Annotated in this window: 19 protein-coding genes and 2 pseudogenes; 13 read left to right on the top strand and 8 right to left on the bottom strand. The window is 60.7% G+C overall.

Going from position 1 to position 24,159, the window contains the following annotated elements:
* The first annotated feature begins 207 nt into the window (after window positions 1-207).
* Both AC3WTM_RS22100 and AC3WTM_RS22095 read left to right on the top strand, forming a co-directional pair.
* A complete protein-coding gene (locus AC3WTM_RS22100) occupies window positions 208-375 on the top strand; it encodes a hypothetical protein (protein WP_167362862.1) in 168 nt (55 codons plus the stop codon).
* Window positions 376-620: 245 nt separating this feature from the next.
* Window positions 621-857 carry a hypothetical protein gene (locus AC3WTM_RS22095; RefSeq protein WP_102670924.1) on the top strand — a complete coding sequence of 79 codons (237 nt, stop codon included), beginning with the start codon at window positions 621-623 and terminating at the stop codon, window positions 855-857.
* Between the two features lie 26 nt (window positions 858-883).
* On the opposite strand, the gene AC3WTM_RS22090 is transcribed toward AC3WTM_RS22095, so the two are convergent.
* Complete coding sequence (locus tag AC3WTM_RS22090) at window positions 884-1,384, bottom strand: MgtC/SapB family protein (protein ID WP_102670925.1); 501 nt, start codon at window positions 1,382-1,384, stop codon at window positions 884-886.
* 121 nt (window positions 1,385-1,505) lie between these two features.
* On the opposite strand from AC3WTM_RS22090, the gene AC3WTM_RS22085 reads away from it, so the two are divergent.
* From AC3WTM_RS22085 to mapR, 3 genes are all read left to right on the top strand, one after another.
* Window positions 1,506-1,739 carry a DUF3203 family protein gene (locus AC3WTM_RS22085; RefSeq protein ID WP_102670926.1) on the top strand — a complete coding sequence of 78 codons (234 nt, stop codon included), beginning with the start codon at window positions 1,506-1,508 and terminating at the stop codon, window positions 1,737-1,739.
* Window positions 1,740-1,931: 192 nt separating this feature from the next.
* Window positions 1,932-3,344, top strand: coding sequence for a cytochrome c oxidase accessory protein CcoG (gene ccoG / locus AC3WTM_RS22080; RefSeq protein WP_102670927.1), 1,413 nt, complete (start codon window positions 1,932-1,934; stop codon window positions 3,342-3,344).
* Between the two features lie 78 nt (window positions 3,345-3,422).
* On the top strand, window positions 3,423-4,832 hold the full coding sequence (gene mapR / locus AC3WTM_RS22075; protein ID WP_102670928.1) for a GntR family transcriptional regulator MpaR: 1,410 nt from the start codon (window positions 3,423-3,425) through the stop codon (window positions 4,830-4,832).
* A 150-nt stretch (window positions 4,833-4,982) separates the two neighbouring features.
* Here the strand turns inward: mapR and AC3WTM_RS22070 are convergent, their stop codons facing one another.
* From AC3WTM_RS22070 to tpx, 7 genes are all read right to left on the bottom strand, one after another.
* Window positions 4,983-5,729 (bottom strand): SDR family oxidoreductase, encoded by a 747-nt coding sequence (locus AC3WTM_RS22070; RefSeq protein WP_057714967.1) that lies wholly within the window; start codon window positions 5,727-5,729, stop codon window positions 4,983-4,985.
* An 85-nt stretch (window positions 5,730-5,814) separates the two neighbouring features.
* Window positions 5,815-7,932, bottom strand: a complete 2,118-nt coding sequence (locus AC3WTM_RS22065; RefSeq protein WP_102670929.1) for a putative bifunctional diguanylate cyclase/phosphodiesterase — start codon at window positions 7,930-7,932, stop codon at window positions 5,815-5,817.
* Between the two features lie 196 nt (window positions 7,933-8,128).
* A complete protein-coding gene (locus AC3WTM_RS22060; protein WP_102670930.1) occupies window positions 8,129-9,610 on the bottom strand; it encodes an efflux transporter outer membrane subunit in 1,482 nt (493 codons plus the stop codon).
* Window positions 9,607-12,714 (bottom strand): efflux RND transporter permease subunit, encoded by a 3,108-nt coding sequence (locus tag AC3WTM_RS22055; protein ID WP_102670931.1) that lies wholly within the window; start codon window positions 12,712-12,714, stop codon window positions 9,607-9,609. The genes AC3WTM_RS22060 and AC3WTM_RS22055 overlap by 4 nt, the downstream gene beginning before the upstream one ends.
* A complete protein-coding gene (locus AC3WTM_RS22050) occupies window positions 12,711-15,815 on the bottom strand; it encodes an MdtB/MuxB family multidrug efflux RND transporter permease subunit (protein ID WP_102670932.1) in 3,105 nt (1,034 codons plus the stop codon). The genes AC3WTM_RS22055 and AC3WTM_RS22050 overlap by 4 nt, the downstream gene beginning before the upstream one ends.
* Window positions 15,812-17,128 (bottom strand): MdtA/MuxA family multidrug efflux RND transporter periplasmic adaptor subunit, encoded by a 1,317-nt coding sequence (locus tag AC3WTM_RS22045; protein WP_102670933.1) that lies wholly within the window; start codon window positions 17,126-17,128, stop codon window positions 15,812-15,814. The genes AC3WTM_RS22050 and AC3WTM_RS22045 overlap by 4 nt, the downstream gene beginning before the upstream one ends.
* Window positions 17,129-17,447: 319 nt before the next feature.
* Window positions 17,448-17,948: a thiol peroxidase gene (tpx, locus tag AC3WTM_RS22040; RefSeq protein ID WP_102670934.1), complete on the bottom strand. Its 501-nt coding sequence runs from the start codon at window positions 17,946-17,948 to the stop codon at window positions 17,448-17,450.
* 315 nt (window positions 17,949-18,263) lie between these two features.
* Here tpx and AC3WTM_RS22035 point away from each other — a divergent pair, with 315 nt between their 5' ends.
* The 8 genes and pseudogenes from AC3WTM_RS22035 (at window position 18,264) to AC3WTM_RS22000 (ending at window position 24,159) form a co-directional block, all read left to right on the top strand.
* Complete coding sequence (locus AC3WTM_RS22035) at window positions 18,264-18,689, top strand: YciI family protein (protein ID WP_057714975.1); 426 nt, start codon at window positions 18,264-18,266, stop codon at window positions 18,687-18,689.
* 364 nt (window positions 18,690-19,053) lie between these two features.
* A complete protein-coding gene (locus AC3WTM_RS22030; protein ID WP_158247452.1) occupies window positions 19,054-19,209 on the top strand; it encodes a hypothetical protein in 156 nt (51 codons plus the stop codon).
* 37 nt (window positions 19,210-19,246) lie between these two features.
* Window positions 19,247-19,702, top strand: a pseudogene (locus AC3WTM_RS22025) (DUF1254 domain-containing protein); the annotation flags it as partial.
* 28 nt (window positions 19,703-19,730) lie between these two features.
* Window positions 19,731-20,678, top strand: a pseudogene (locus tag AC3WTM_RS22020) (SphA family protein).
* A gap of 8 nt (window positions 20,679-20,686) precedes the next feature.
* Window positions 20,687-21,667: an AAA family ATPase gene (locus tag AC3WTM_RS22015; RefSeq protein ID WP_102670935.1), complete on the top strand. Its 981-nt coding sequence runs from the start codon at window positions 20,687-20,689 to the stop codon at window positions 21,665-21,667.
* Entirely contained in the window at window positions 21,664-22,599 is a 936-nt protein-coding gene (locus tag AC3WTM_RS22010; protein ID WP_102670936.1) for a DUF58 domain-containing protein, read from the top strand. Before AC3WTM_RS22015 ends, AC3WTM_RS22010 begins: the two co-directional genes overlap by 4 nt.
* Window positions 22,596-23,180, top strand: coding sequence for a DUF4381 domain-containing protein (locus tag AC3WTM_RS22005; protein ID WP_102685571.1), 585 nt, complete (start codon window positions 22,596-22,598; stop codon window positions 23,178-23,180). The genes AC3WTM_RS22010 and AC3WTM_RS22005 overlap by 4 nt, the downstream gene beginning before the upstream one ends.
* On the top strand, window positions 23,167-24,159 hold the full coding sequence (locus AC3WTM_RS22000; RefSeq protein ID WP_102670938.1) for a vWA domain-containing protein: 993 nt from the start codon (window positions 23,167-23,169) through the stop codon (window positions 24,157-24,159). The genes AC3WTM_RS22005 and AC3WTM_RS22000 overlap by 14 nt, the downstream gene beginning before the upstream one ends.

The raw sequence follows: 24,159 nt of genomic DNA, 5'->3' as shown, positions 1-24,159 counted from the left end.
TCTCCTTACGCCCCATGGACGCGCTTGTGTCTGGTCGCCACCCCACCGGGCAATCCGCCCCGGGATGCACTCACTTAGATTCCGAGCGACAGTCGCCGGGAAAGTTTCATCGGCGATTCCCGGAATCAAGTCCTTCGCGCTGCGGTCAACCAATCAGTCCACCTACTTAAGCACGACTCACGCCATGTGCCACTGGAGGTTTGAACAATGAACAATCCATTCCCGGCTGAAACCCCCGATCCAAACATAGACAACCCGGTGATCCCACCCAGCGATCCGCAACCGGTGCCCGAACAGGACCCGCCCGGCACGAACCCGCCACCAAGGGAAGAACCGCCAACGACGATGCCGCCGGTGATTGTGCCCCCTGAATGACGACAGTTGATCGCTCCCGCATCGTAACCAGGGACGATCATAAAAATGAATGACATTTCCCAAGAACGCGTAGTACCGGTCCTGAAGCGCTAATTCTGCCCATCCGATACTTTACGAATCTGACATCCCACGCCTTATATGGCCATCACTCCATCAGCCTTGAGTGTGGCCAGCCATGAATACTTTTTTCCCCAGCGTCTACGAACTCACAAACAGAGCGAGCGCACGGTACCAGGCGCTCACCCGTGAACGACCAATCGACGGCTGGCCTTCCTTTGAAAATATTCAACTACGAATTTCTTTACTTCGAAGCCGGGCGCAACACTGCAGAACAGCGCACCAAAAGTTCAATAATCAAGGATCTGGAGAATCATTTGCTGCAGGGTGATATTGACTACAGCCAACACGAACTCTCAGAAACGAAGATCAACGAGCAGGAATCAGGTCGTGAAACAACTAACGCGGACAAGGTAGAGCCTTGATCAGCAGGAGTTGCCGAAGGTTGCGCCTACGGAACGTGATCCTTGTCGATCAGTTTCACAATCCCCGGCATCACACTGAACACTCCCAGCGCCAGCAACGTACTGAACACCGCCGTCGCCTCCCGGCCCAGCCCGGCCGCGACGCCGATGGCGGCCGTCATCCACAGGCCGGCGGCGGTGGTCAGGCCCTTGACGTGCCCCTCATCGCCGTCGCGATTTTTCAGGATAGTGCCAGCCCCCAGGAAGCCGATCCCGGCAATCACGCCCTGCACCACCCGGCTCATGGCATCGGCCTGTGAGCCGGACATCTGCGGCACCAACACGAACAGCGCCGCCCCCATTGCCACCAGCATGTGGGTGCGCACGCCGGCGGCCTTGCCCTGGTGTTCACGCTCGAACCCGAGAATCCCGCCCAGCACCGCGGCCATCAACAGGCGCACGGTTACCCGCGTCAGTTGCGAGGCATCGGTGATGTCAGCGAACTCGCCTTGCAGGGTCACCCAGACTTCGTGCCACCAAGTGTTCATGGGATTGTCCTTGTGAGGGGCCATGGACGGTGGACCGCAGCGACCATTAATCGGTTGCACAGAACGATGACCGGCGGTTGCGGCCTGAAACTTTAGTTTCCACTGGAAAAAGGATCCTGCCATGACCGTACGCATCGAGAACCAGACCTGCTTTTTCCCCACTGAAAATGGCGAACTCATTCGTCTGTGCCCCGACGTGACCATCATCACCGACGGTGCCAAGGCCATGTCGGCAGTGGACATCGAAGGCGAACGCATCTACATCACGGAAGCCGAGGCCGACGCCTTGACTGTCGCAGGCGCTGTGGATGGACGCCGCCACCTGAAAGCTAGCGACAGTGGTTCGGTGATTTGACCGGGATTGATCCGCACTTGCCGCCGCTGTTTTGCAAAGCCCCATGAACCCTGCGGCGGCTGCTTCAAGTTGTCGCAGTCCGTGCAAACAGGCTCATCTGATCCGCTTTTTTACGTAATACCTGAGTCTGTTATGCAAACAGATCGCCGCTCATAGTGCTCATGCCTGATGGAGGCTGATGAGCGAAAGACCATGAGCGAAAGAATCCCCGTCCGAACCGTAGAAACATTCGAGCCTTCGCCCCCCAAGATGAAGGCCAAATCCAGCGATAACCTGATTCACACCCGCAGCTTCACCGGGCTGTTCCGCAACCTGCGCATCAGCGGCGCGGGTTTTCTGTTTCTGCTGTTCTTCGGCACCGTGTGGTTGAACTGGGGCGGTCGCCAGGCGGTGCTCTGGGATCTTTCCGAAAGCAAGTTCCATATCTTCGGTGCGACCTTCTGGCCACAGGATTTCATCCTGCTGTCGGCGTTGTTGATCATTGCCGCGTTCGGCCTGTTTGCGATCACCGTGTTCGCAGGCCGGGTCTGGTGCGGCTACACCTGCCCACAAAGTTCATGGACCTGGATCTTCATGTGGTGCGAGAAGATCACCGAAGGCGAACGCAACCAGCGGATCAAATTGCAAGCCGCGCCGTGGGGCCCGAACAAGCTGATGCGTCGCGCGGCCAAGCACACCTTGTGGCTGGCCATCAGCCTGCTGACCGGCCTGACCTTCGTCGGCTACTTCACGCCGATCCGGCCGCTGACCGAAGAGCTGCTGACCTTCCAGATGAGTGGCGTCAGCCTGTTCTGGGTGCTGTTTTTTACCGGCGCCACGTACATTAATGCCGGGTGGCTGCGTGAAGCGGTGTGCATGCACATGTGTCCCTACGCGCGGTTCCAGAGCGTGATGTTCGACAAGGACACTCTGACCATTTCCTACGACGTGGCCCGTGGTGAGAATCGTGGCCCACGCAAGCGCGAAGTCAAACCGGCCGAGGTCGGACTGGGTGATTGCATCGACTGCCAGCTGTGCGTACAGGTCTGCCCCACCGGCATCGATATCCGCGACGGCTTGCAGATGGAATGTATCGGTTGTGCGGCGTGCATCGACGCCTGTGACTCGATCATGGACAAAATGGGCTACGCCCCAGGGTTGATCAGCTACACCTCCGAGCATCAGTTGCAGGGTGGCAAGACACACCTGCTGCGCCCACGTCTTATCGGCTACACCGCCGTGCTGCTGGTGATGATCGCAGCCCTGGTGATGGCGCTGGTGGAACGACCGATGGTGTCCCTTGATGTCAGCAAAGACCGGGGCCTGTTCCGCGAGAACAGCCAGGGGCAGATCGAAAACATCTACAGTCTGAAGGTGATCAACAAAACCCAGCAGCGTCAGAACTATCAATTGAGTCTGGTGGATGCCGAGGATTTCCAGTTGCAGGGCAAGACCGGATTCAGCCTGGCGCCGGGCGAGATTGTCGATGTGCCGGTGTCAGTGGCGATGCTCACGGAACGTCCGGCCAGCAGTTCACAGAGCATCGGCTTCAAGGTGGTCGACAGCGATGAGCCTGGTGTCTACAGCGTGGCGAAGAGCCGGTTTGTGGCGCCAATGAATCGCTGAGCCTTTAAGATGCTGACCTTTGTGAGTTGTGGTCCCCCTCGCCACAATTAATCGAACCGACTCCATTGCGGGACACCGATGAAACGCTACGAAAAATTCGCCGACGACATCGCAGAACTGATCCGCTCCGGCGTCCTGGGTCCCGGTCAGCGGGTGCCGTCGGTGCGCTACGCCAGCCAGACCTACGGGGTCAGCCCGTCGACGGTGTTCCAGGCCTATTACCTGCTGGAGCGTCGCGGCCTGATCCGCGCTCGGCCGCGCTCCGGCTATTTCGTCAACGCCCACGCACCCCGGCCGTTTTCCGAGCCGGTGATCAGCAATGAGGTCAACGAGTCGACGGAAGTCGACGTCAGCGAACTGGTGTTTTCGGTGCTCGACTCGATCAAGGACCCGAACACCGTGCCCTTCGGCTCGGCGTTCCCCAGCCCGACGCTGTTTCCCCTGCAACGTTTGTCCCGCTCCCTGGCCAGCGCCAGCCGCGACATGGATCCGCGCATGGTGGTTACCGACATGTCGCCGGGCAACCCGCAACTGCGCCGGCAAATCGCCCTGCGCTATATGGTCGGCGGGCTGATGTTGCCCATGGAGGAACTGCTGATCACCAACGGCGCGCTCGAAGCCCTGAACCTTTGCCTGCAAGCAGTGACCGAACCTGGCGATCTGGTAGCCATCGAAGCCCCGGCGTTCTACGCCTGTCTGCAGGTGCTGGAACGACTGAAACTCAAGGCCGTGGAAATCCCCGTGCACCCGCGCGATGGCATCGACCTCGGTGTGCTCGAGCAAACCCTGGAGCGGCATCCGATCAAGGCCTGCTGGTGTATGACCAGTTTCCAGAACCCCATGGGCGCGACCCTGCCCGAGGCCAAGAAACAGCAGCTTGTGGAGTTGTTGCGCCACCACCAGGTGCCGCTGATCGAAGACGATGTCTACGCCGAACTCTATTACGGCCAGCAAGCACCGAAACCGGCCAAGGCCTTTGATACCGAAGGCCTGGTGATGCACTGTGGTTCATTCGCCAAGAGCCTGGCCCCTGGCTATCGCATCGGCTGGGTGGCTGCCGGGCGTTACGCACAGAAAATCGAACGGCTGAAACTCATGACCTCGCTGTGCGCCTCGATGCCGGCCCAGGCGGCAATCGCCGATTACCTGCAACACGGTGGCTACGACCGGCACCTGCGTAAATTACGCCACGCCCTGGAAGACCAGCAAAGTGCCATGCTCGCCGCCATCGCCCGCTATTTCCCGGCGCAGACGCGGGTCAGCCAACCGGCCGGCGGGTACTTTCTGTGGCTGGAGTTGCCGCAACAGATGGATTCGTTGAAGTTGTTCCAGATGGCATTGGCGCAAGGCATCAGCATTGCACCGGGGCCGATCTTTTCACCAACCCAGCGCTTCAGGAATTGTATTCGGTTGAATTACGGCAGCCCGTGGACCGAGGACTCGGAGAAGGCGATGGAGACGTTGGGGCGGATTGTGCGGTCGTTCTGACAGCGCCATGTCGTTTTATAAATTGCTATCGCGAGCAAGCTCGCTCCCACAGGTTTCTCTGTACACACAAGATTTGTGAGCACTTGAGATCCACTGTGGGAGCGAGCTTGCTCGCGATGAGGCCAGCGCAGACAACGCTTGTCTCAGGAACTAACGCCCACCACCCAGATCAACAAAAGTCCCCGTCGCATAAGAAGCCTTGTCCGACAACAACCAGACAATCGCCTCCGCCACTTCATCCGGACGGCCGCCCCGCGCCATCGGGATCGCCGATTCCAGCTTGCTGACCCGATCCGGATCGCCGCTCAAGGCATGGAAATCGGTGTAGATGTAACCCGGACGCACGGCGTTGACCCGAATCCCCTCACCCGCCACTTCCTTGGACAGGCCGATGGTGAAGGTGTCCAGCGCGCCTTTGGACGCTGCGTAATCCACGTACTCGTTGGGCGATCCCAAACGCGAGGCGACCGACGATACGTTGACGATGCTGCCGCCCTGCCCGCCGTGCCTGGGCGACATGCGCAGGATCGCGTGCTTGGCACAGAGCATCGGCGCCAGGACGTTGGTTTTCATGATTTTGAGAATGCGGAACTCGGACATTTCGTCGACCCGGGACTTCTGCCCGACGGTGCCGGCGTTGTTCACCAGCGCAGTGACCCGCCCCAGTTCACTGTCCACCCGATTGAACAGCGCGATCACTTCGTCTTCGATGCTGACGTCGGCCCGTACCGCAATGGCTTGCGCACCGAGGGCGCGGACTTGCTCCAGCACGCCGAATGCAGACTGTTCGTCCGCCTGATAATTGATGCAGATCCGATAGCCCTGCGCGGCGGCCAACAGAGCGGTGGCGGCACCGATGCCGCGGCTACCGCCAGTGATGACGATGACTTTGTCCATGCGAGCTTTCCCCCAATCAAAGCTTAAGCGGTAGGGGGCAAGAATAACCGCCATTGGCGGTTTTTGCATGGCTTCACATCAGCTGTCATGTCATCGACATCTCGCGCCTGGCACTGGCTTTCAACTGCTCGACCAACTGCTCCCCGCGATGGATTTCCACCATGAAACCTGCGGCCGGCAGCGGATGCCCCAACAGGTAACCCTGTAACGAATCGCAGCCGAGCTGAGTCAGGAAGTCTTGCTGCACGCCGGTTTCCACGCCTTCGGCGACGATGCGCAACCCCAGCGCCTGCCCGAGGGCGACGATGGCCGAAACAATGGCGGCATCATCGCTGTCGCGCTCCAGGTCCCGGACAAAACCGCGGTCGATCTTCAGCTCGTTGGCCGGCAGGCGCTTGAGGTACATCAAGCTCGAATAGCCGGTACCAAAATCGTCAATGGACAGGTCAACACCCATTTCCGACAGTTCCTGCAGCACCGTCATGCTCGCATCGGCATCGCTCATGGCGGTGGTTTCGGTGATTTCCAGGGTCAGGCTATTGGGTGGCAGATGGTGCGTCGCCAGCGCCTTGGCGACGCTCTGGACCAACCCGGCATGGCAAAACTGAATGGCCGAAAGGTTCACCGCGATGCGCCAGTCGGTGTAGCCCAGCACATACCACTCGCGCATCTGACGGCAGGCTTCGTTGAGCACCCACTCGCCGAGCGGAATGATCAACCCGGTTTTTTCCGCCAGCTCGATGAATTTGTCCGGCAACAGCATTCCTTGAGTCGGGTGTTCCCAGCGCAACAAGGCCTCGGCGCCCACCGGCCGGCCATTGGCGGCGTCGAACTTGGGCTGGTAATGCAGGCTGAACTCCTGCTGCTCCACGGCATTGCGCAGATCCTGCAGCAATTGCAGCTGTTTGCGGGCGTTGTTGTTCATCGAGACATCGAAAAAGCTGTAGCCGTTTTTACCCGCGCCCTTGGCGTGGTACATCGCTGCGTCGGCGTTCATCAGCAATTCGTGAGCGGACTGCCCGTTACCCGGGTAGAGCGCGATGCCGACGCTGGCGGAAATATGCAAATCATGTTCGGCAACCCGGAACGCGCGCGCGATCAACCCAACCTGACGGGCCGCCAGGTTCAGGGCGTCGTTCTGTTCACTCAATTGCACCAGCAACACGAATTCATCGCCACCGATCCGTGCCAGGGTGTCCTGGCTACGCAAGTCTTCGCGCAGGCGCAGGGCTACTTCGCGCAACAACAGATCACCCATATGGTGGCCGAAGGCATCGTTGACCGGTTTGAAGCCGTCCAGATCGATGAACATCAGGGCAAAGCACCCCCCCTCTTCCCGGACCCGTGACATGGCCTGATCGATTCGATCGGCGAGCAACGTCCGGTTCGGCAACCCGGTGAGGGTGTCATGCAGGGCCAATTGGGTCAGTTCACGGTTGGCCTCGGTCAACGACTGGGCCAGGCTCGCGGTGCGCGCCTCCAGGCGTGCATCGAGGATCGAGGTCAGCAAGGCAATGCTCAGCACCGCCAACGTGGTGACCAGCACCAGGTTGTCCAGGCCATTGCCGCTCAATCCACTGACCGCCGCGCCACAAAAACTGCCGTCGGCAAAGCGTGCGGCGGCCATCCCGGTGTAGTGCATGCCGACAATGGCGATGCCCATGATCACGGCGGCGCCACCACGGATCAGATGGACATAGGGCGTGTTCTGGCGCAGATGGAAAGCGATCCACAATGCTGCGCCCGAAGCACCGACAGCGATCAGCAGCGAGGCGCCGAACAGCGTCGGGTCATAGTCGATGCCCGGTTGCATGCGCATGGCGGCCATGCCGGTGTAATGCATCGCGCTGATGCCGGCGCCCATGACCAACGCGCCAAAGGCCAGTTGCCAGGCCGGCAATTGCGGCTGGCTGACCAGCCACAGCGCAAAACCGCTGGACAGCACGCCGATCAGCAACGACAACAGGGTGATGGTGCCGTCGTACCCCAGCTCGATCGGCAACTTAAACGCGAGCATGCCGATAAAGTGCATCGACCAGATGCCGATGCCCATGGCAACGGCCCCGCCCGCAGTCCACAAATGCACGGCGCTGCCTTTCGCGGTGGCAATGCGTCCGGTCATGTCCAGTGCGGTGTATGAGGCGAGAATCGCTACACAGAGCGAAATGATGACCAGGGTGGGGGAATAGCTGCCGATGAGCATGGAGACTTCTCGCGAATGCCCCCTTGTTAATGGCTTTCATTCTCGGGTGGGGCAAATGCGGCGATTGTACTGATTCCAAATGAGAACGCACTCACAAAATGAGCAAATGGCCATCAGTCCGATGAAACGCTTGTTTTAAGGTTTTACATTAACTCGTTTCAAGCTGCTGGCACCTGACAAAACCTGTGGGATTACGCTATCGGTTTTCGCTCACCTCAAGCTGCCCGTCCCAGCCACCCCCCAACGCGGCAATCAACTGCACACTGGCTATCAGGCGGCTTTGCAACAGGTCCAGGTTGCTGCGTTCATTGCTCAGCGCCGCCGCCTGGGTCACCACCACATCGATGTACGCGATCAAACCGGCCTTGTACTGGTTCTGAGTCAGGCGCAACGATTCACGGGCGGCATCCAGTGCCTGTTCGCGCACGACGGCTTCATCCTCAAGCACCTTGAGCTGCACCAGGTAGTTTTCCACTTCGCGGAACCCATCCAGTACGGTCTGGCGGTACTTGGCCACCGTTTCGTCATAGGCCGCTTCACTGCGATCGACTTCCGCCGAGCGCTGGCCACCGTCGAACAGGGTCATGGCCAATTGCGGTCCGACCGACCAGAAGCGGTTCGGCAGGCTGAACAAGTCTTTGGAGGTACTGCTGCTGTAACCACCGTTCAAGCTCAGGGTCAGGTCCGGGTAATAGGCAGCCTTGGCCACACCAATGTTGGCGTTGGCGGCCATCACCGAGCGCTCGGCCGAAGCGATGTCCGGACGACGCTCCAGCAACTGCGAAGGCAGCGCCAGCGGTACTTGCGGCAATTGCGGGATGTCCTGGCTTTCCGCCAGGCTGAACTCGGACGGCGGCAGGCCGATCAGCACAGCGATGGCGTTCTCGAACTGGGCGCGTTGCCAGATCAGGTCGACCATATCGGCTTCGGTGCTTTTGAGCTGTGTCTGGGCCTGGGCCACCGCGTCCTTGCCCGATACGCCTGCGCGGTACTGGTTTTCGGTCATCTTCAACGAACGCTGATATGCCTCGACCGTGTCCTGGAGCAAGCGTTTCTGGCCATCGATCACGCGCAGTTGCAGGTAATTCTGCACCAGCTCGGACTGTTGACTCAGGCGCATGGCCGCCAGATCGGCAAAGCTTGCCTGGGCATTGGCGGTGTCGGCTTCGAGGCCTCGGCGCAGCTTGCCCCATACGTCCGCTTCCCAACTGACGCCAGCCTGGGCCGAGTACGTGTCGCGAATACCGCTGGACGAACTGCTCAGGCTGGAGCTACTGCTGCCGGTGCCCTGGCTTGAACGGTTCTTGCTGACGTTCAGGTCCACCGTCGGGAAAAACGCCCCGCGTGCACTGCGCACCAAGGCCTGGGCCTGACGATACTGCGCTTCGGACTGGGCGACGGTCTGGTTGGCGTTGTTGAGTTTTCCGATCAGGTCGTTGAGCTGCCGGTCGCCATACAACTCCCACCACGCTCCACGCGCCAGGGCATCGCTCGGGTTGGCCTGACGCCAGCCCTCCGCTGCCTTGTACTGCGCAGGCTCCGCGGTTTGCGGGCGCTCGTAATCCGGGCCGACGGCGCAGGCACTGAGCATCGCCACGCACAGTGACAGGCTCAACAGGCGCGAGCCTCGAGCCGTGATCAGCGGTGCAGCCAGGTTGAAAAGCGAACGGTCAGTCATAGCGGAGTTTCCAGAGCAACATCAGTACGCACCCCACGCCATTTATTGAAGCGATGGCGCAGGTTGTCGAGATAGAGGTAAACCACCGGGGTGGTGTAAAGCGTCAGTACCTGGCTGAAGATCAGCCCGCCGATGATGGTCAGGCCCAGCGGCTGGCGCATTTCCGCCCCTTCGGCGCGGCTCAGCAGCAACGGCAAGGCACCGAGGATCGCCGCCAGGGTGGTCATCAGGATAGGTCGCAAACGTTGCAGGCAGGCGCTGCGGATCGATTCCAGCGGTGCCATGCCCTGGTTTCGTTCCAGTTGCAACGCCAGGTCGATCATCAGGATCGCGTTTTTCTTCACCACGCCGATCAGCAGAAACAGCCCCAGCAACGAAATCAGGCTGAACTCGCCGCCCAACGCATAGATCGACAGCAACGCGCCGACCCCGGCCGACGGCAGGGTTGAGAGAATCGTCAGCGGGTGAATGTAGCTTTCGTACAGCACACCCAAGACCAGATACACCGCCACCAGTGCCCCCAGAATCATCCACGGCTGACTTTTTTGGGTCGCCGCGAAAGCGTTGGCGGTGCCGGCCATTTTCGCGATCACGTCTTCCGGCAGGCCGACCTTGGCAATCGCCCGCTCGATGGCGGCACCGCCCTGCTCCACGGTCACGCCTTCGGCCATGTCGAAGGCAATGCTCTCCGAAGCAAACTGGCCTTCGTGGCTGACCCGGTCGTTTTCCAGGCTGTTTTCGTAATGGGCGATGGTCGACAGCGGGATTCGCGCGCCGTCAGCGGTGATCACCTGGACTTGCTTGAGGGTGATCGGGTCCTGGGCGTATTTCGGATTGACCTCCATCACCACCTGGTACTGGTTAAGACTGTCGTAGATGGTCGAAATCTGCCGCTGACTGTAGGCGTTGTTCAGCACCGCCGTGACCATGTCCATGTCGACACCCAGGCGCTTGGCCTGGTCACGATCGACGATCAGGGTCACTTGGCGGGCACCCCGGCCTTCCCGCGCATCGATCGCCGTCAGCTCCGGCAAGGCCCTGAGCGCGGTGACGACTTTCGGATACCACTCACGCAATGCCCCCAGATCCCCGCTCTGCAGGATGTACGAGTATTGCGAGGTGGTCTGTTCACGGCCGCCACCGAATTGCAGGTCCTGGTCCGCCATGAGCATCAGTTGTGCCCCGGGAACCTTGGGCATTTCCTTGCGCAGGCGTTCAATGACTTTCTGCGCGGAAATGCTGCGCTCCTTGATCGGCTTGAGGCGCACCAGCATGAAGGCGTTGTTGGTGCCGTTATTGCCGCCAATGAACCCGGCGACGCTTTCTACCGCCTCATCCTTCAACACCGCCCGGCGGAAAATCTCCATCTTCGGCTGCATCACGCTGAACGACAGGCCGTCGTCGCCGCGCACGAAACCGATCAGCTGACCAGTATCCTGCTGAGGTAAAAACGTTTTAGGAACAACCACATACAACGCAATATTCACACCAATTGTCACGAACAGACTGAGCAAGGTCAGGCGCTTGTGGCGCAGTACCCAGTCGAGGCTGGTGGCGTATTTGCCGACCATCCAGTCGTTGGTCCGCCGACTCCAGCGTTGCAGGCGGTTCTCCTGCCCCGGCGTGTGCGGCTTGAGCCAGCGAGCGCAGAGCATTGGGGTCAGGGTCAACGACACCACCAGCGAGACCACGATGGCCGCCGCCAGGGTGATGGAGAATTCGCGGAACAGACTTTCGATGATCCCGCCCATGAACAGGATCGACAGGAACACCGCCACCAGCGACACGTTCATCGACAGCAAGGTAAAACCGACTTCCTGGGCGCCAAGGTACGCTGCCCTCATCGGCCGCACGCCTTCGTCGATGTGCCGGGAAATGTTCTCCAGCACCACGATGGCATCGTCCACCACCAGCCCGGTGGCCAGGATCAGCGCCATCAGCGACAGGTTGTTCAGCGAAAAACCGTAGAGGTACATCACGGCAAAGGTGCCGACCAGCGACACCGGCACCGCCAGGGTCGGGATCAGCGAGGCACGGAAGTTACCGAGGAACAGGAACACCACCAGTATCACCAGCGCCACGGCGATCAGCAGGGTCATTTCCGCCTCGTGGAGCGTGGCCTTGATCACCGGCGAGCGGTCCATCGCCAGGTTCAGCTTGACGCTGGCCGGCAGCACCGCCTGCAACGCCGGCAGCTGGGCCTTGATCTCGTTGACCGTCTCGATGATGTTCGCACCGGCCTGACGGTTGATCACCAGCAGCACCGCCGCGTCGTCGTTGAAGAAACCGCTGTTGTAACGGTCCTCGACGCCATCGCTGACCTTGGCCACATCCTTCAGGCGCAGGGCCGCGCCACCGTTGTAGTGGATGATCAGCGACTCGTAGTCCTTGGCTTTTTCCAGCTGATCGTTGGCCTGGACCTGCCACAGTCGTTGATCGTCTTCTACCGAGCCCTTGGGCCGGCGCACGTTGGCATTGGCGATGGTGTTGCGCACATCGTCCAGGGCCACGCCGTACTGGTTCAATGACTGCGGTTCAAGCTCGATACGTACCGCCGGCAACGAACTGCCGCCGATCTGCACCTCGCCGACGCCCTGCACCTGGGACAGGCTCTGGGACAGGATGGTCGATGCCAGGTCATAGAGCTGGCCTTTTTCCAGCACATCCGAGGTCAGCGACAGCACCATGATCGGCGCCTGGGACGGGTTGACCTTCTTGTAGGTCGGCATGCTGCGCATCCCGCTCGGCAGCAGGGTGCGCGAGGCATTGATCGCTGCTTGCACTTCCCGCGCCGCGCCGTTGATGTCGCGGTCCAGGTCGAATTGCAGAATCACCCGGGTCGAACCCTGGCTGGATCGGCTGCTCATGGTGTTGACCCCGGCAATGCTACCGAAGGAGCGCTCCAAAGGCGTGGCCACGGTCGACGCCATCACCTCGGGGCTGGCCCCGGGCAGGCTGGCCTGGACCACGATCACCGGAAAGTCCATTTGCGGCAGCGGCGACACGGGCAGCAAACCGAAGCTCACGCCGCCCAGCAGCATGATCGCCAGGCTCAGCAGCATGGTCGCGACCGGGCGCTTGATGAAAGGTCCCGAAAGGTTCATGGCTGCTCTACCACTTCCACAGACTCAGGCTTGCGACCCCAGCGCCGACCGAGGCGGTCGAAGTACAGGTAGATCACAGGCGTAGTGAACAGCGTCAGAATCTGGCTCAGCAACAGGCCGCCGACCATCACCAGACCCAGGGGTTGGCGCAGTTCCGCGCCGGAACCGGTGGCCAGCATCAACGGCACGGCACCGAACAAAGCCGCCAGGGTGGTCATCAGGATCGGCCGGAAACGCAGCAATGCCGCCTGATAGATCGCCGTTTGCGGGTCCATGCCCTGGTTGCGCTCGGCGTCGAGGGCGAAGTCGATCATCATGATCGCGTTCTTCTTCACGATGCCGATCAACAGGATGATGCCGATGATCGCGATCATGCCCAGGTCGTTGCCGCTGAGGATCAACGCCAGCAAAGCGCCCACCGCCGCCGAAGGCAAGGTCGAAAGAATGGTGATCGGGTGGATGTAGCTCTCGTAGAGCACACCCAGCACGATGTACATGGTCACCACCGCCGCCAGAATCAGCAGCAAGGTGCTCGACAACGAAGCCTGGAACGCCTGCGCCGCGCCCTGGAACTGGGTCTGCACGCCAATCGGCATGCCGATGTCCTTCTGCACCTGCTCGATGAGCTCGACCGCATGCCCCAGCGCCACGCCGGGCGCGAGGTTGAAGGACATCATCACCGCCGGGAACTGGCCGATGTGGGTGATCGCCAGTTGCGCCTGGCGCTCCTCGACATGCGCCAGGCTGGACAGGCGCACCTGACCGCCATCGGTGGTCTTGACGTGAATCTGATCCAGCGCCTGCGGGCCAATCTTCTCGCCTGACTGCGATTGCAGCACCACGCGGTACTGACTGGCCTGGGTGTAGATCGTGGAAATCTGCCGCTGACCAAAGGCGTCGTAAAGTGCGTCGGTGATGTTCGACACCGACACACCGACCCGCGACGCCGCATCGCGGTCAATCACCAGATACACCTGCAAGCCCTTGTCCTGCAAATCGCTGGCGACGTCGGTCAATTCCGGCCGGTCGGCCAAAGCCTCGACCAGACGCCCGCTCCACAGGCTCAGCAGCTCCGAATCCGGCGACGACATGCTGAACTGATACTGCGTGCGGCTGACCCGGTCTTCGATCGTCAGGTCCTGTACCGGCTGCATGAACAGGCGGATGCCAACCAGTTTGTCCAGTTCCGGTTGCAGGCGGGCAATCACTTGCGTGGCGCTCAGGTCACGGTCGTTGTGCGACTTGAGGTTGATCAGCAACCGGCCACTGTTGAGGGTCGAGTTGTCGCCATCCACGCCAATGTAGGAGGACAGGCTCTCGACCGCCGGGTCGGCCAGGATGACCTTGGCCAGTTCCTGCTGACGCGAGCTCATGGCGGCGAAGGAAATCGATTGCGGCGCTTCGGAAATGCCCTGGATGACGCCGGTGTCCTGCACCGGGAAGAAGCCCTTGGGCACCACCATGTACAGCAATACCGTTAGCGCCAAGGTGCCAATGGCCACCATCAAGGTCAGCGGCTGGTGCTTGAGCACCCACTGCAACTTGCGCCCGTAGGCGGCGATCATCCAGTCGATGAACGCACCGCTGGCACGGTAGAAGCGGCCCTGCTCTGCTTCCTTGGGTTCACGCTTGAGCAACCGCGCGCACATCATCGGCGTCAGGGTCAGGGAAACGACCAGGGAAATCAGGATCGCTACCGCCAGCGTAATGGCAAATTCGCGGAACAACCGCCCGACCACGTCCGCCATGAACAGCAGCGGAATCAGCACGGCGATCAGCGACAACGTCAGGGAGATCAGGGTGAAACCGATCTGCTTGGCGCCTTTGAGCGCCGCGTTCAGCGGGCTGTCGCCCTCCTCGATAAAACGCGAAATGTTCTCCAGCATGACGATCGCATCGTCCACCACGAATCCGGTGGCGATGGTCAGGGCCATCAGGGTCAGGTTATTGACCGAGAACCCAGCCAGGTACATCACGCCGAACGTACCGATCAGCGACAGCGGCACGGCCACCGACGGAATGATCGTGGCGCTGGCGCGACGCAGGAACAGGAAGGTGACCATGACCACCAGGGCGATGGCGATCAGCAATTCGTGCTGCACGTCCTTGACCGAGGCGCGGATGGTCTGGGTGCGGTCGGTCAGCACGACCACGTCGAGGCCGGCCGGCAGATTGTCAGTGATGCTCGGCAGCAGGGCCTTGATCCGGTCCACCACCTCGATCACGTTGGCGCCGGGCTGACGCTGGATGTTCAGCAGCACGGCCTGGTTCTCGTTGGCCCACGCAGCGAGCCGCTCGTTCTCGGCACCGTCGACGATCTCTGCCACGTCCTTGAGCCGCAATGGCGCGCCGTTGGCGTAGGCCAGGATCAGGTTGGCGTAATCCTTGGGCGACGTCAGTTGATCGTTGGCATCGAGCATCGAGACCCGGGTCGGGCCGTCGAAGTTGCCTTTGGGCTGGTTGACGTTGGAGGCGCCGATCAGCGTGCGCACATCCGACAGGTTCAGGCCGTTGGCCGCCAAAGCCTCGGGATTGACCTTGATCCGCACGGCCTGGCGTTGACCACCGGCAATGCTGACCATGCCGACACCGCTGATCTGGGCAATCTTCTGCGCCATGCGCGTATCGACCAGATCGTTGAGCTTGGGCAACAACATAGTCTTGGAAGTGATGGCCAGGGTCAGCACCGGCGTATCGGCCGGGTTGACCTTGTTGTACACCGGCGGAGCCGGCAGGTCCTTGGGCAACAGGTTGGTCGCGGCGTTGATCGCCGCCTGCACTTGCTGCTCGGCTACGTCCATGTTGATGTCGAGGCTGAACCGCAGGGTCAGCACCGACGCGCCGCCGGAACTGGTGGACGCCATTTGCGTCAGGCCAGGCATCTGCCCGAACTGCCGCTCAAGTGGCGCGGTCACCGCACTGGTCATGACATCCGGACTGGCGCCGGGGTACAAGGTCATGACGCGAATGGTCGGGTAATCGACCTGGGGTAACGCCGACACTGGCAGCAACCGGTAGGCGATGACACCGGCCAGGATAATCGCCAGCATGCTCAGGGTGGTGGCTACCGGGCGAAGGATGAACAGCCGCGAGAGATTCATGCGCCGCCCTTTTTCGCCTTTTCGGTGGTCGCAGGCTCAGCCGCGTTGACCGCCGATTTGCCTTGCAGGTGTTCGGTCGGCGTGGTCGGCACGTCCTGGCTGTCGTTGACCACCTCCACATCGCTGCCGTCTTTCAGGCGGTCAGTGCCTTCCAGTACGACCCGATCGCCCGCCGACAGTCCTTCGGTGACCACAGTGTTCAGGCCGTCGCTGGCGCCGACTTTCAACTGACGGATCCTGACCTTCTTGTCACCGTCCAGGACATACGCGAACGTGCCATTGGTGCCGAACTGGATCGCCGCGGAAGGCGCCAAAACGACGCTTTTGAGCGTGTCGGCCAACAGGCGCACATTGACGAACTGATTGGGGAACAGCGACTGATCGCGGTTCTCGTAACGGGCCTTGAATTTCAGGGTGCCGGTGGTGACGTCGATCTGGTTGTCCAGGCTCTGCAGCACGCCCGTGGCTTGCAGTTTGGTATCACCGCGGTCCCAGGCTTCAGCCGGCAGTTTGGCGCCGCTGCGATAACGGGCCAGCACGGTGTCGAGGCTGTTTTCCGGGAGGGTGAAGGCCACGCTGATCGGCTGGGTCTGGGTGATGATCGCCAATGCGGTGGTGTCATTGGCGGCTACCAGGTTGCCGACGTCCAGTTGACGCAGGCCAACGCGACCGGTGATGGGGGCGCGGATCCTGGTGAATTCGAGGTTGAGCCGGGCGTCGTTGACCGCCGCCTGATTGGTCTTGACCGTGCCCTGGAACTGACCGACCAGCGCTTCGGCGGTGTCCAAGGTCTGTTTGGCAATGCTGTCCTCGCGGTACAGGCCGCGATAGCGCTCGACGTCGACCTGGGCGTTTTTCAGCTGCGCCTGATTCTGCAACAAGGTGCCTTCAGCCTGAAGCAAGGCGTTCTGGTAAGGACGCGGGTCGATTTCGGCCAACAGGTCGCCCGCCTTGACCATCTGCCCTTCTTCGAAATAGATCTTGACCAGCTCACCGCCGACGCGGCTGCGGACATTGATGGTGTTGAGCGCCGTGACCGTGCCCAGCGCCTTGAAATACAGCGGGAAGTCACCGGTGACTGCCGGAGCCACTCGCACCGGCACCGGCCCGGAAGCCCCGCCGAAACCCGGACGCATCCCCCCTGATCGGCCGGTATGCCCGGCGACGGCTTTCTGCCCCGCTGCCTCTTTGGGTGCAGCGCTGCCGGGCCAGAACTTCCAGCACAGGCCAGCGATGACCAACAGGACAAGCAGGCCGAACAGCCAGCGACGAGGACTACGGGGAGCGGAGGATTGCATTGAGTGATCAACCATTGGGCGCGTGGGCTTTTTTACATGAGGCTGAACGATAAGCACTGGCGTGTCTTAAGCAAAGCGCCTTTACCGGCAATTTACCTTTGGCTTACGTAACAGGTGTTTTATCCAAGACACTGAAACACAAATGAAAACGGCCTGGACAGAGGGTAATGCTGCTGTAGGAGCGAGCTTGCTCGCGATGGACGTCAACGAAAACGCGAGTTCTTTGGATAAACGCGTCGCCTGTAACTCCATCGCGAGCTAGCTCGCTCCTACAAGTCTTCAAATGAACAGCATTTTTGACAGCGGGGGTGTTAACAATTGTAAAGGTGCTTACTTACTTCAGAACGGCAAGTGCCGCTTCGTAGTTCGGCTCGTCAGCGATTTCGCCAACCAGTTCGCTGTGCAGCACGTTGTCGTTTTCGTCCAGCACCACCACGGCACGGGCGGTCAGGCCCTTCAGTGGACCGTCTGCGATGGCCACGCCGTAGTTCTGGATGAACTCGGCACCGCGCAGGGTCGACAGGTTCTGTACGTTTTCCAGGCCTTCGGCACCGCAGAAACGCGCCTGGGCGAATGGCAGGTCAGCGGAAATGCACAGTACAACGGTATTGGCGACGTCATTGGCCTTGGCGTTGAACTGGCGCACGGAGGTGGCGCAGGTCGGGGTGTCAACGCTTGGGAAGATGTTCAGCACTTTGCGCTTGCCAGCAAAGTCTTTCAGGGTGACGTCGGACAGATTGCCGGCAACCAGGGAAAAGGCTGGCGCCTTGGAACCGGCTTGTGGCAGTTGGCCGTTGACTTGAACCGGGTTGCCTTTGAGAGTGACTTGAGCCATGAACGGAGTCCTTCTGAACGTTGTGGTGGAGAATTTTGACGAGGCCGAAGTTAACCACGAAATTGTCCGACGACCTATGGCCAAACATAAATTGTCATTGATCGGGGCACAAAACTGAATACAACCCACAGGGTTCCTGTGTTAGCCGAACAAGTCGGCAAAAGTACAGAGTACGCCCTCACTCGCCGCTTCCCGATGTACATGACGAAAGGTACGCAACACGTCATCGATGAAAACTTTTTTTACACTCTGTCGAATTGCTCCACCGTCGTTCGACTATCAATCGAGCCACTTAACTGCAAAGGAGACGAGACCATGCGATTCATGATCATCATCAAGGCCAGCCAGGATTCCGAAGCCGGCGTGATGCCCAGCCAGGAACTGCTGACCGCCATGGGTAACTACAACGAAGAACTGGTCAAGGCCGGCATCATGCTCGCGGGCGAAGGCCTGCACCCGAGCAGCAAAGGCGCTCGTATAAAGTTTTCAGGTGACAAACGCACGGTGATCGACGGCCCCTTCATCGAAACCAAGGAACTGATTGCCGGTTTCTGGTTATGGAAAGTGAAGTCCAAAGAAGAAGCCATCGAGTGGGTCAAGCGCTGCCCCAACCCGATGCCGGGCACCGAGGCCGAGATCGAGATTCGCCAGGTGTTTGAAGCCGAAGACTTTGGTGCAGAGTTCACACCGGAACTGCGTGAGCAGGAACAGCGGGTTTGGGAACAGGCGAAGAAGAACTGAGGTTGACTCAACCGGCTGTTGCTTCAGTTTCCTGTGGGAGCGCGCCTGCTCGCGAAGAGGTCGTCATATCCAACGCTTATATTGACTGACAGGCCGCCTTCGCGAGCAGGCCCGCTCCTGCATCGGCTAGATAGCCACTTAACTTGTTTGGCCAAACGCTTGATCCGTATTAACTTTTTAGTACACGGAATTAACGAGAAACCGCCCACAAAACGAAAGAATTAGTCCTTCCTACTGGTTAACCCGCAGTTAACTGCTAAGTTCATCTGACAAGTCCTACAGGCTTGATCAGAAAGGGATTACGCAGTTGCGGCCAGACTCAGGGGCTGTCTGCCCAATCAGCCACCAGGGAACCGGGGGATTAATGTCTAAGAATTTGCGGCCGTACGCCTTTGTATGGGTGACTTCACTCGCACCTGCTTTTTGTGCTTACGCGGATAACGCCGAGACCGCCAACAAAAGCAACTACCTGCTGAACCTGGTCCGCACTACGGCTACAGCACCGGCATCGGCGGCCTGAACGTGTTCTATATTTTCCTGCTCAACGTCTGTGTCGAGCCTATCTGTACGGCGTTCCGGTGGTAGAGATGTACAAGACGCCCTATTCCTTCGTCTGGATGGATTTGCGCGCCCAGCCGGTGGTACTGACCCTGCCGACCATCGAAGAGCGCCGCTACTACTCGGTGCAGCTGATTGATGCCTACAAGCAGAACTTTGCGTACCTGGGCACCCGCAGTACCGGCAATAACGGTGGCCACTTCATGGTCGCCGGGCCCAACTGGCAGGGCCAACAACCACTGAACATCGACTGGCCAAAACCCACGCCGACCATGAGCGAAACCCCGGCCCTGTTCCGTTACCTGAACTTCATGCTGTCGTTCGCTCCGGCCCAGGACGTCGAGAAGGACCTGCTTGCGCGCTCCGCCAAAATAGGTGTCGAAGCCGGCAAGCCGTTTAAGCTGAAAACCGGAAGTCACCAACGGCCAATGGCACATGCCGTTGCTGACTCCCGTCACCCCAAAACAATAAACGGAGTCAGGCATGTTCAGGCCTCTCGTAGTGCGCCCCTTGTTGGCGCTGTGCATGGTCAGCGGTAGTCCATTGGTACTGGCGGCCGAGGGCGGCGTTGGTCGCCCCATCACCGGGCAGCAAGTGTTTTCCAACGCCGGGATCGTGCCCCCGGAGCCGGGTTGGGTCATGTCCCTGACCAGCATCTGGTACGACGGCGAACTCAAGGGCAACGCTCAAGTGCCGATCGTGGGTGCCATCAGTACCGGGCTGGACATGAAGGTTTCCTACACCATGGCCAACTTCACCCATGTCTGGGACACCGGCAAGGGTCCCTGGAACTATGCCTCGGCCATAGGCGTGCCAGTGCAGTACACCGACATTACCGCCAACGTGACCGGCCCCCGGGGCCGTACCCTGGGTACCTCGGACACCGGCACCCAGTTCGCCGACATGCTGGTGACCCCGATTGCGGCCGGCTACCACTTCGACGAACTCAACCACATCTCGTTCTCGCTACCGATCTACGTGCCGACAGGCGCCTACAACGTCGATCGCCTGGCCAACCCCGGGCAGAACAATTACACCTTCATGCCTACCGTGGCGTTCACCCACCTGGATGGCAAAGGCGGCGAATTCACCCTGTCGAGCGGCCTGGAGTTCTACACCGAGAACGACGCCACGGATTATCGCAACGGCAACATTTTCACCCTCGATGCACTGTGGACTCATGGATTCGGCAACGGCTGGAACGCCGGCATGGTGGCAGGCTATATCCAGCAGCTCACCGATGACTCCGGATCCGGCGCAACCAGTGGCTTTCGCGGGCGCTCCGTGGGCGCCGGCCCAACAGTGGGCTGAACCGGCAAGTTCGCCGACGCCCAGGCCAATATCAGTGCTCGCTGGGTCCCGGAGTTCGATACCAAGAACCGGCCTGAAGGCAATGGTTTCAGCGTCAACATGACCCTGGCGTTTTTCTAGGAGACCCCATGACCGCACTCAACAACCTCAATGCCCTGCAAGCCAGCATCGCCGAAGCCGTGCTCGGCCAGGATCAGGTCATTCGACAAATCCTTGTGGGCCTGCTGGCCAACGGTCATCTGCTGCTGGAAAGCCTGCCCGGCCTGGCCAAGACCCGCACGGTGAAAGCGTTGGCCAAACACCTGGACGCGAAGATGAGCCGCATCCAGTTCACCCCGGATTTGCTGCCGTCGGACATCACCGGCGCCGAGGTGCTGCATCAGGTCGAAGGCAAGAACGAAATCCGCTTCCAGCCCGGCCCGCTGTTCGGCAACCTGATTCTCGCCGACGAAATCAACCGTGCGCCGGCCAAGGTCCAGGCGGCGTTGCTCGAAGCCATGGAAGAACGCCAGATCACCGTGGCCGGCAACAGCCATGCGCTGCCGGAACTGTTCATTGTGGTAGCAACTCAGAACCCGATCGAACAGGAAGGCACGTACCCGCTGCCGGAAGCGCAGATGGACCGCTTCCTGATGAAAGTGTTGCTCGATTACCCGAGCGCGGAAAACGAAAGCCAGGTGCTGCGTCTGCTGCGCGAAGAAGAACAGGCCCTCGGCGCCAGGACCGCTGCGGTGCAGGGATTCTCGTTGTCTCAGGACGTGGTGTTCGCCGCGCGCCGAGAAGTCAGTGCCGTGCACGTCTCCCCGGCCATCGACCGTTACCTGATCGACCTGATCAACGCCACTCGCCACCCTGTCGATTACGACGCCGACCTCGGGCGCTGGATCAGCATCGGCGCCAGCCCTCGCGGCGGCATCGGTCTGGACCGCTGCGCCCGGGCGGACGCCTGGTTGCAGGGCCAGGATTTCGTTTCTCCGGACAACGTCCGCGCCGTGGTGCACCCGGTGCTGCGCCATCGTCTGCAACTGAGCTACGACGCGGTGGCCGATGGCGTGAGCGCCGATCAGGTGCTCGACCGTCTGCTCGATAAAGTGGCGATTCCTGCGTGAACATTGATGGCCTGGTGTATGTCTCTCTGGCGCAGTTGATGGCCCTGGAGTTCAAGGCCCGTGACCTGAGCTTTCTGGCGCGTCAGCCCCAGGGCAGCATCCTGGCCGGCAACCACGCTTCGCGTTTGCGTGGCCGGGGCCTGAACTTCGATGAACTGCGGCGCTATCAGCCGGGGGACGATTTGCGTCACCTCGACTGGCGCGCATCCCTGCGCACCGGAAAACCGGTGGTACGGACATTCACCGAAGAGCGCGACCGCCCGGCGCTGATCCTCGTCGACCAGCGCATGTCGATGTTCTTTGGTTCGCAACGCAGCTTCAAATCCGCGGTCGCCGCCGAGCTCGGCGCCCTGGCGGCGTGGATGGTGTTCAACGCCGGCGACCGCGTCGGTGGACTGGTCTTCAACGATCAACACATCGACAGCATCGCCCCGCTGCGCAGCCGCAAACGGATCGAAGCGCTGTGCAGCCGCATCGCCCAGCAGAACCAGGCGCTCAATGCCACCAACCCGGACGCCGAGGGCGAAGACCAGCTCGACAAGGTCCTGCAGCATTGCCTGGCCGTGGCCGGTCACGATCACCTGATCTGCATCGTCAGCGACTTCGCCGGGGCCGGCGAACGCACCTTGCAACTGATGCGGCAACTGGCGGCGCACAACGATGTAATTGCCATGCAGGTGTATGACCCGCTGGCGCTTAACCTGCCGGAAAACGGCCGTGTGCTGGTCACCCAGGGGCAATTGCAGGTGGAGCTGGCGGTGGATCGGCAACAGGTGCACCAGCCGCTTGGGGATTTTCTCAGCGGGCGGCTCAAGGATGTCGCGACTTTGCTGCGCCGCAGCCAGGTGCCACTGATGATGTTCAGCACCGCAACAGAAGCCCACGAACAACTGCGCGCCGAACTGGGCAAGCTTACCGGAGGGCGCCGATGAACCCCGCTATCCCGAGCATCGACCAGCTCAAGGAAATGGCGCTGCCGGCGCCGGTCAGTTATGCACCGCAAACCTGGGGTTGGTGGGCGTTACTGGCGTTGTTGATCGTTACGCTGGTGGTGACCGGCGCGCGCCGCTACCGGCAATGGCGGCGCGATCGCTATCGGCGCGAGGCGTTGGTGCGGCTGGAGGAATTACAGCAGCGCAGCAATGACCTGAGCGCGTTGCGTGAGCTTCCTGAGTTGCTCAAGCGCGTGGCCCTCTCGATGCCCTGCGCAAAACCTGTGGGAGCGAGCTTGCTCGCGATGGCGTCCGGTCAGTCACCACCACCTTTGAATGTAACGGTCTCATCGCGAGCAAGCTCGCTCCCACAGGACTCTCCTGCGGCGTTTGGGAAAGAGGACTGGCAGGCATTTTTGCAGCGGCACAGTAAACAGCCGCTACCCGTCGACTTCAGCCAACAACTGTCGCTGCTGGCCTACGCCCCCGAGGCAACATTGCGGGCCATGCCCAATGAACAGCGCCAACAGCTGTTCAGCACCTGCAAAAACTGGGTGGAGCGTCATCATGTGGCAGCTTGATTATCCCTGGCTGCTGATCCTGCTGCCGCTGCCGTGGTTCGGCTATCGCTACCTGTCCGACTACCGCGAAGCACGCAGCGCCGTGCGTGTACCGTTTTTCGGGGCGATGAGCCGCGCCGTCGGCCAGGTACCGAGCCAGGCCGGCACTCGCAGCAACCACTGGCAATTGCTCCTGAATCTGCTGGTCTGGACACTGCTGCTGGTGGCGGCGAGTCGGCCGGTGTTGGTGGAAAAGCCCATCGAGCGCCAGCAGCCGGTGCGGGACCTGATGCTGGCCATCGATATTTCCCAGTCAATGGAAACCACCGATTTCACCGACGCCAACGGCCAGAAAATCAATCGCCTGGCCGCAGTCAAGGAAGTGGTGCACGGGTTCATCGACAAACGTAAAGACGATCGAATCGGACTGATCGTGTTCGGCACAGGCGCCTATCCGCAAGCACCGCTTACCCTCGACCACGCCAGCCTGTCGCTACTTCTGGACGACACCGGCATCGGCATGGCCGGCCCCAACACCGCCATCGGCGACGCCATCGGCCTGAGCCTGAAACTGCTGGCTCAGGCCCACGAGCAGGAAAAAGTGCTGATCCTGCTCACTGACGGCAATGACACCAGCAGCGCCATCACCCCGGATCACGCAGCCGCCATGGCCGCGGCCAAAGGCGTGGTGATTCACACCATCGGCATCGGCGACCCGACTGCCGAGGGCGAAGCCAGGGTCAACCTGCAAGGTTTGCAGGACATTGCCCAAACCACGGGCGGGCGTTTCTTCCGCGCCGAAGACCGCAATGCTCTGGATCAGGTCTACAGCACCCTGGACAAACTCACCCCGCATCAGGTGAAAACCCTCAGCCACCAACCCAAACACGATCTGTTCTGGTGGCCTCTGGGTGCTGCCATTGCCCTGCTGGCGTGTTATCACCTGGGCGCCCTGCTGCGTCCACGGTTGATGCTCGCCCGTCAACGCCAGGAAGCCTGA

The sequence above is a fragment of the Pseudomonas sp. EU05-FHT14B02 genome, from assembly GCF_058791055.1.
The sequence above is the reverse complement of the archived record's forward strand: the minus strand, read 5'-3'. Positions and strand labels throughout refer to the sequence as shown.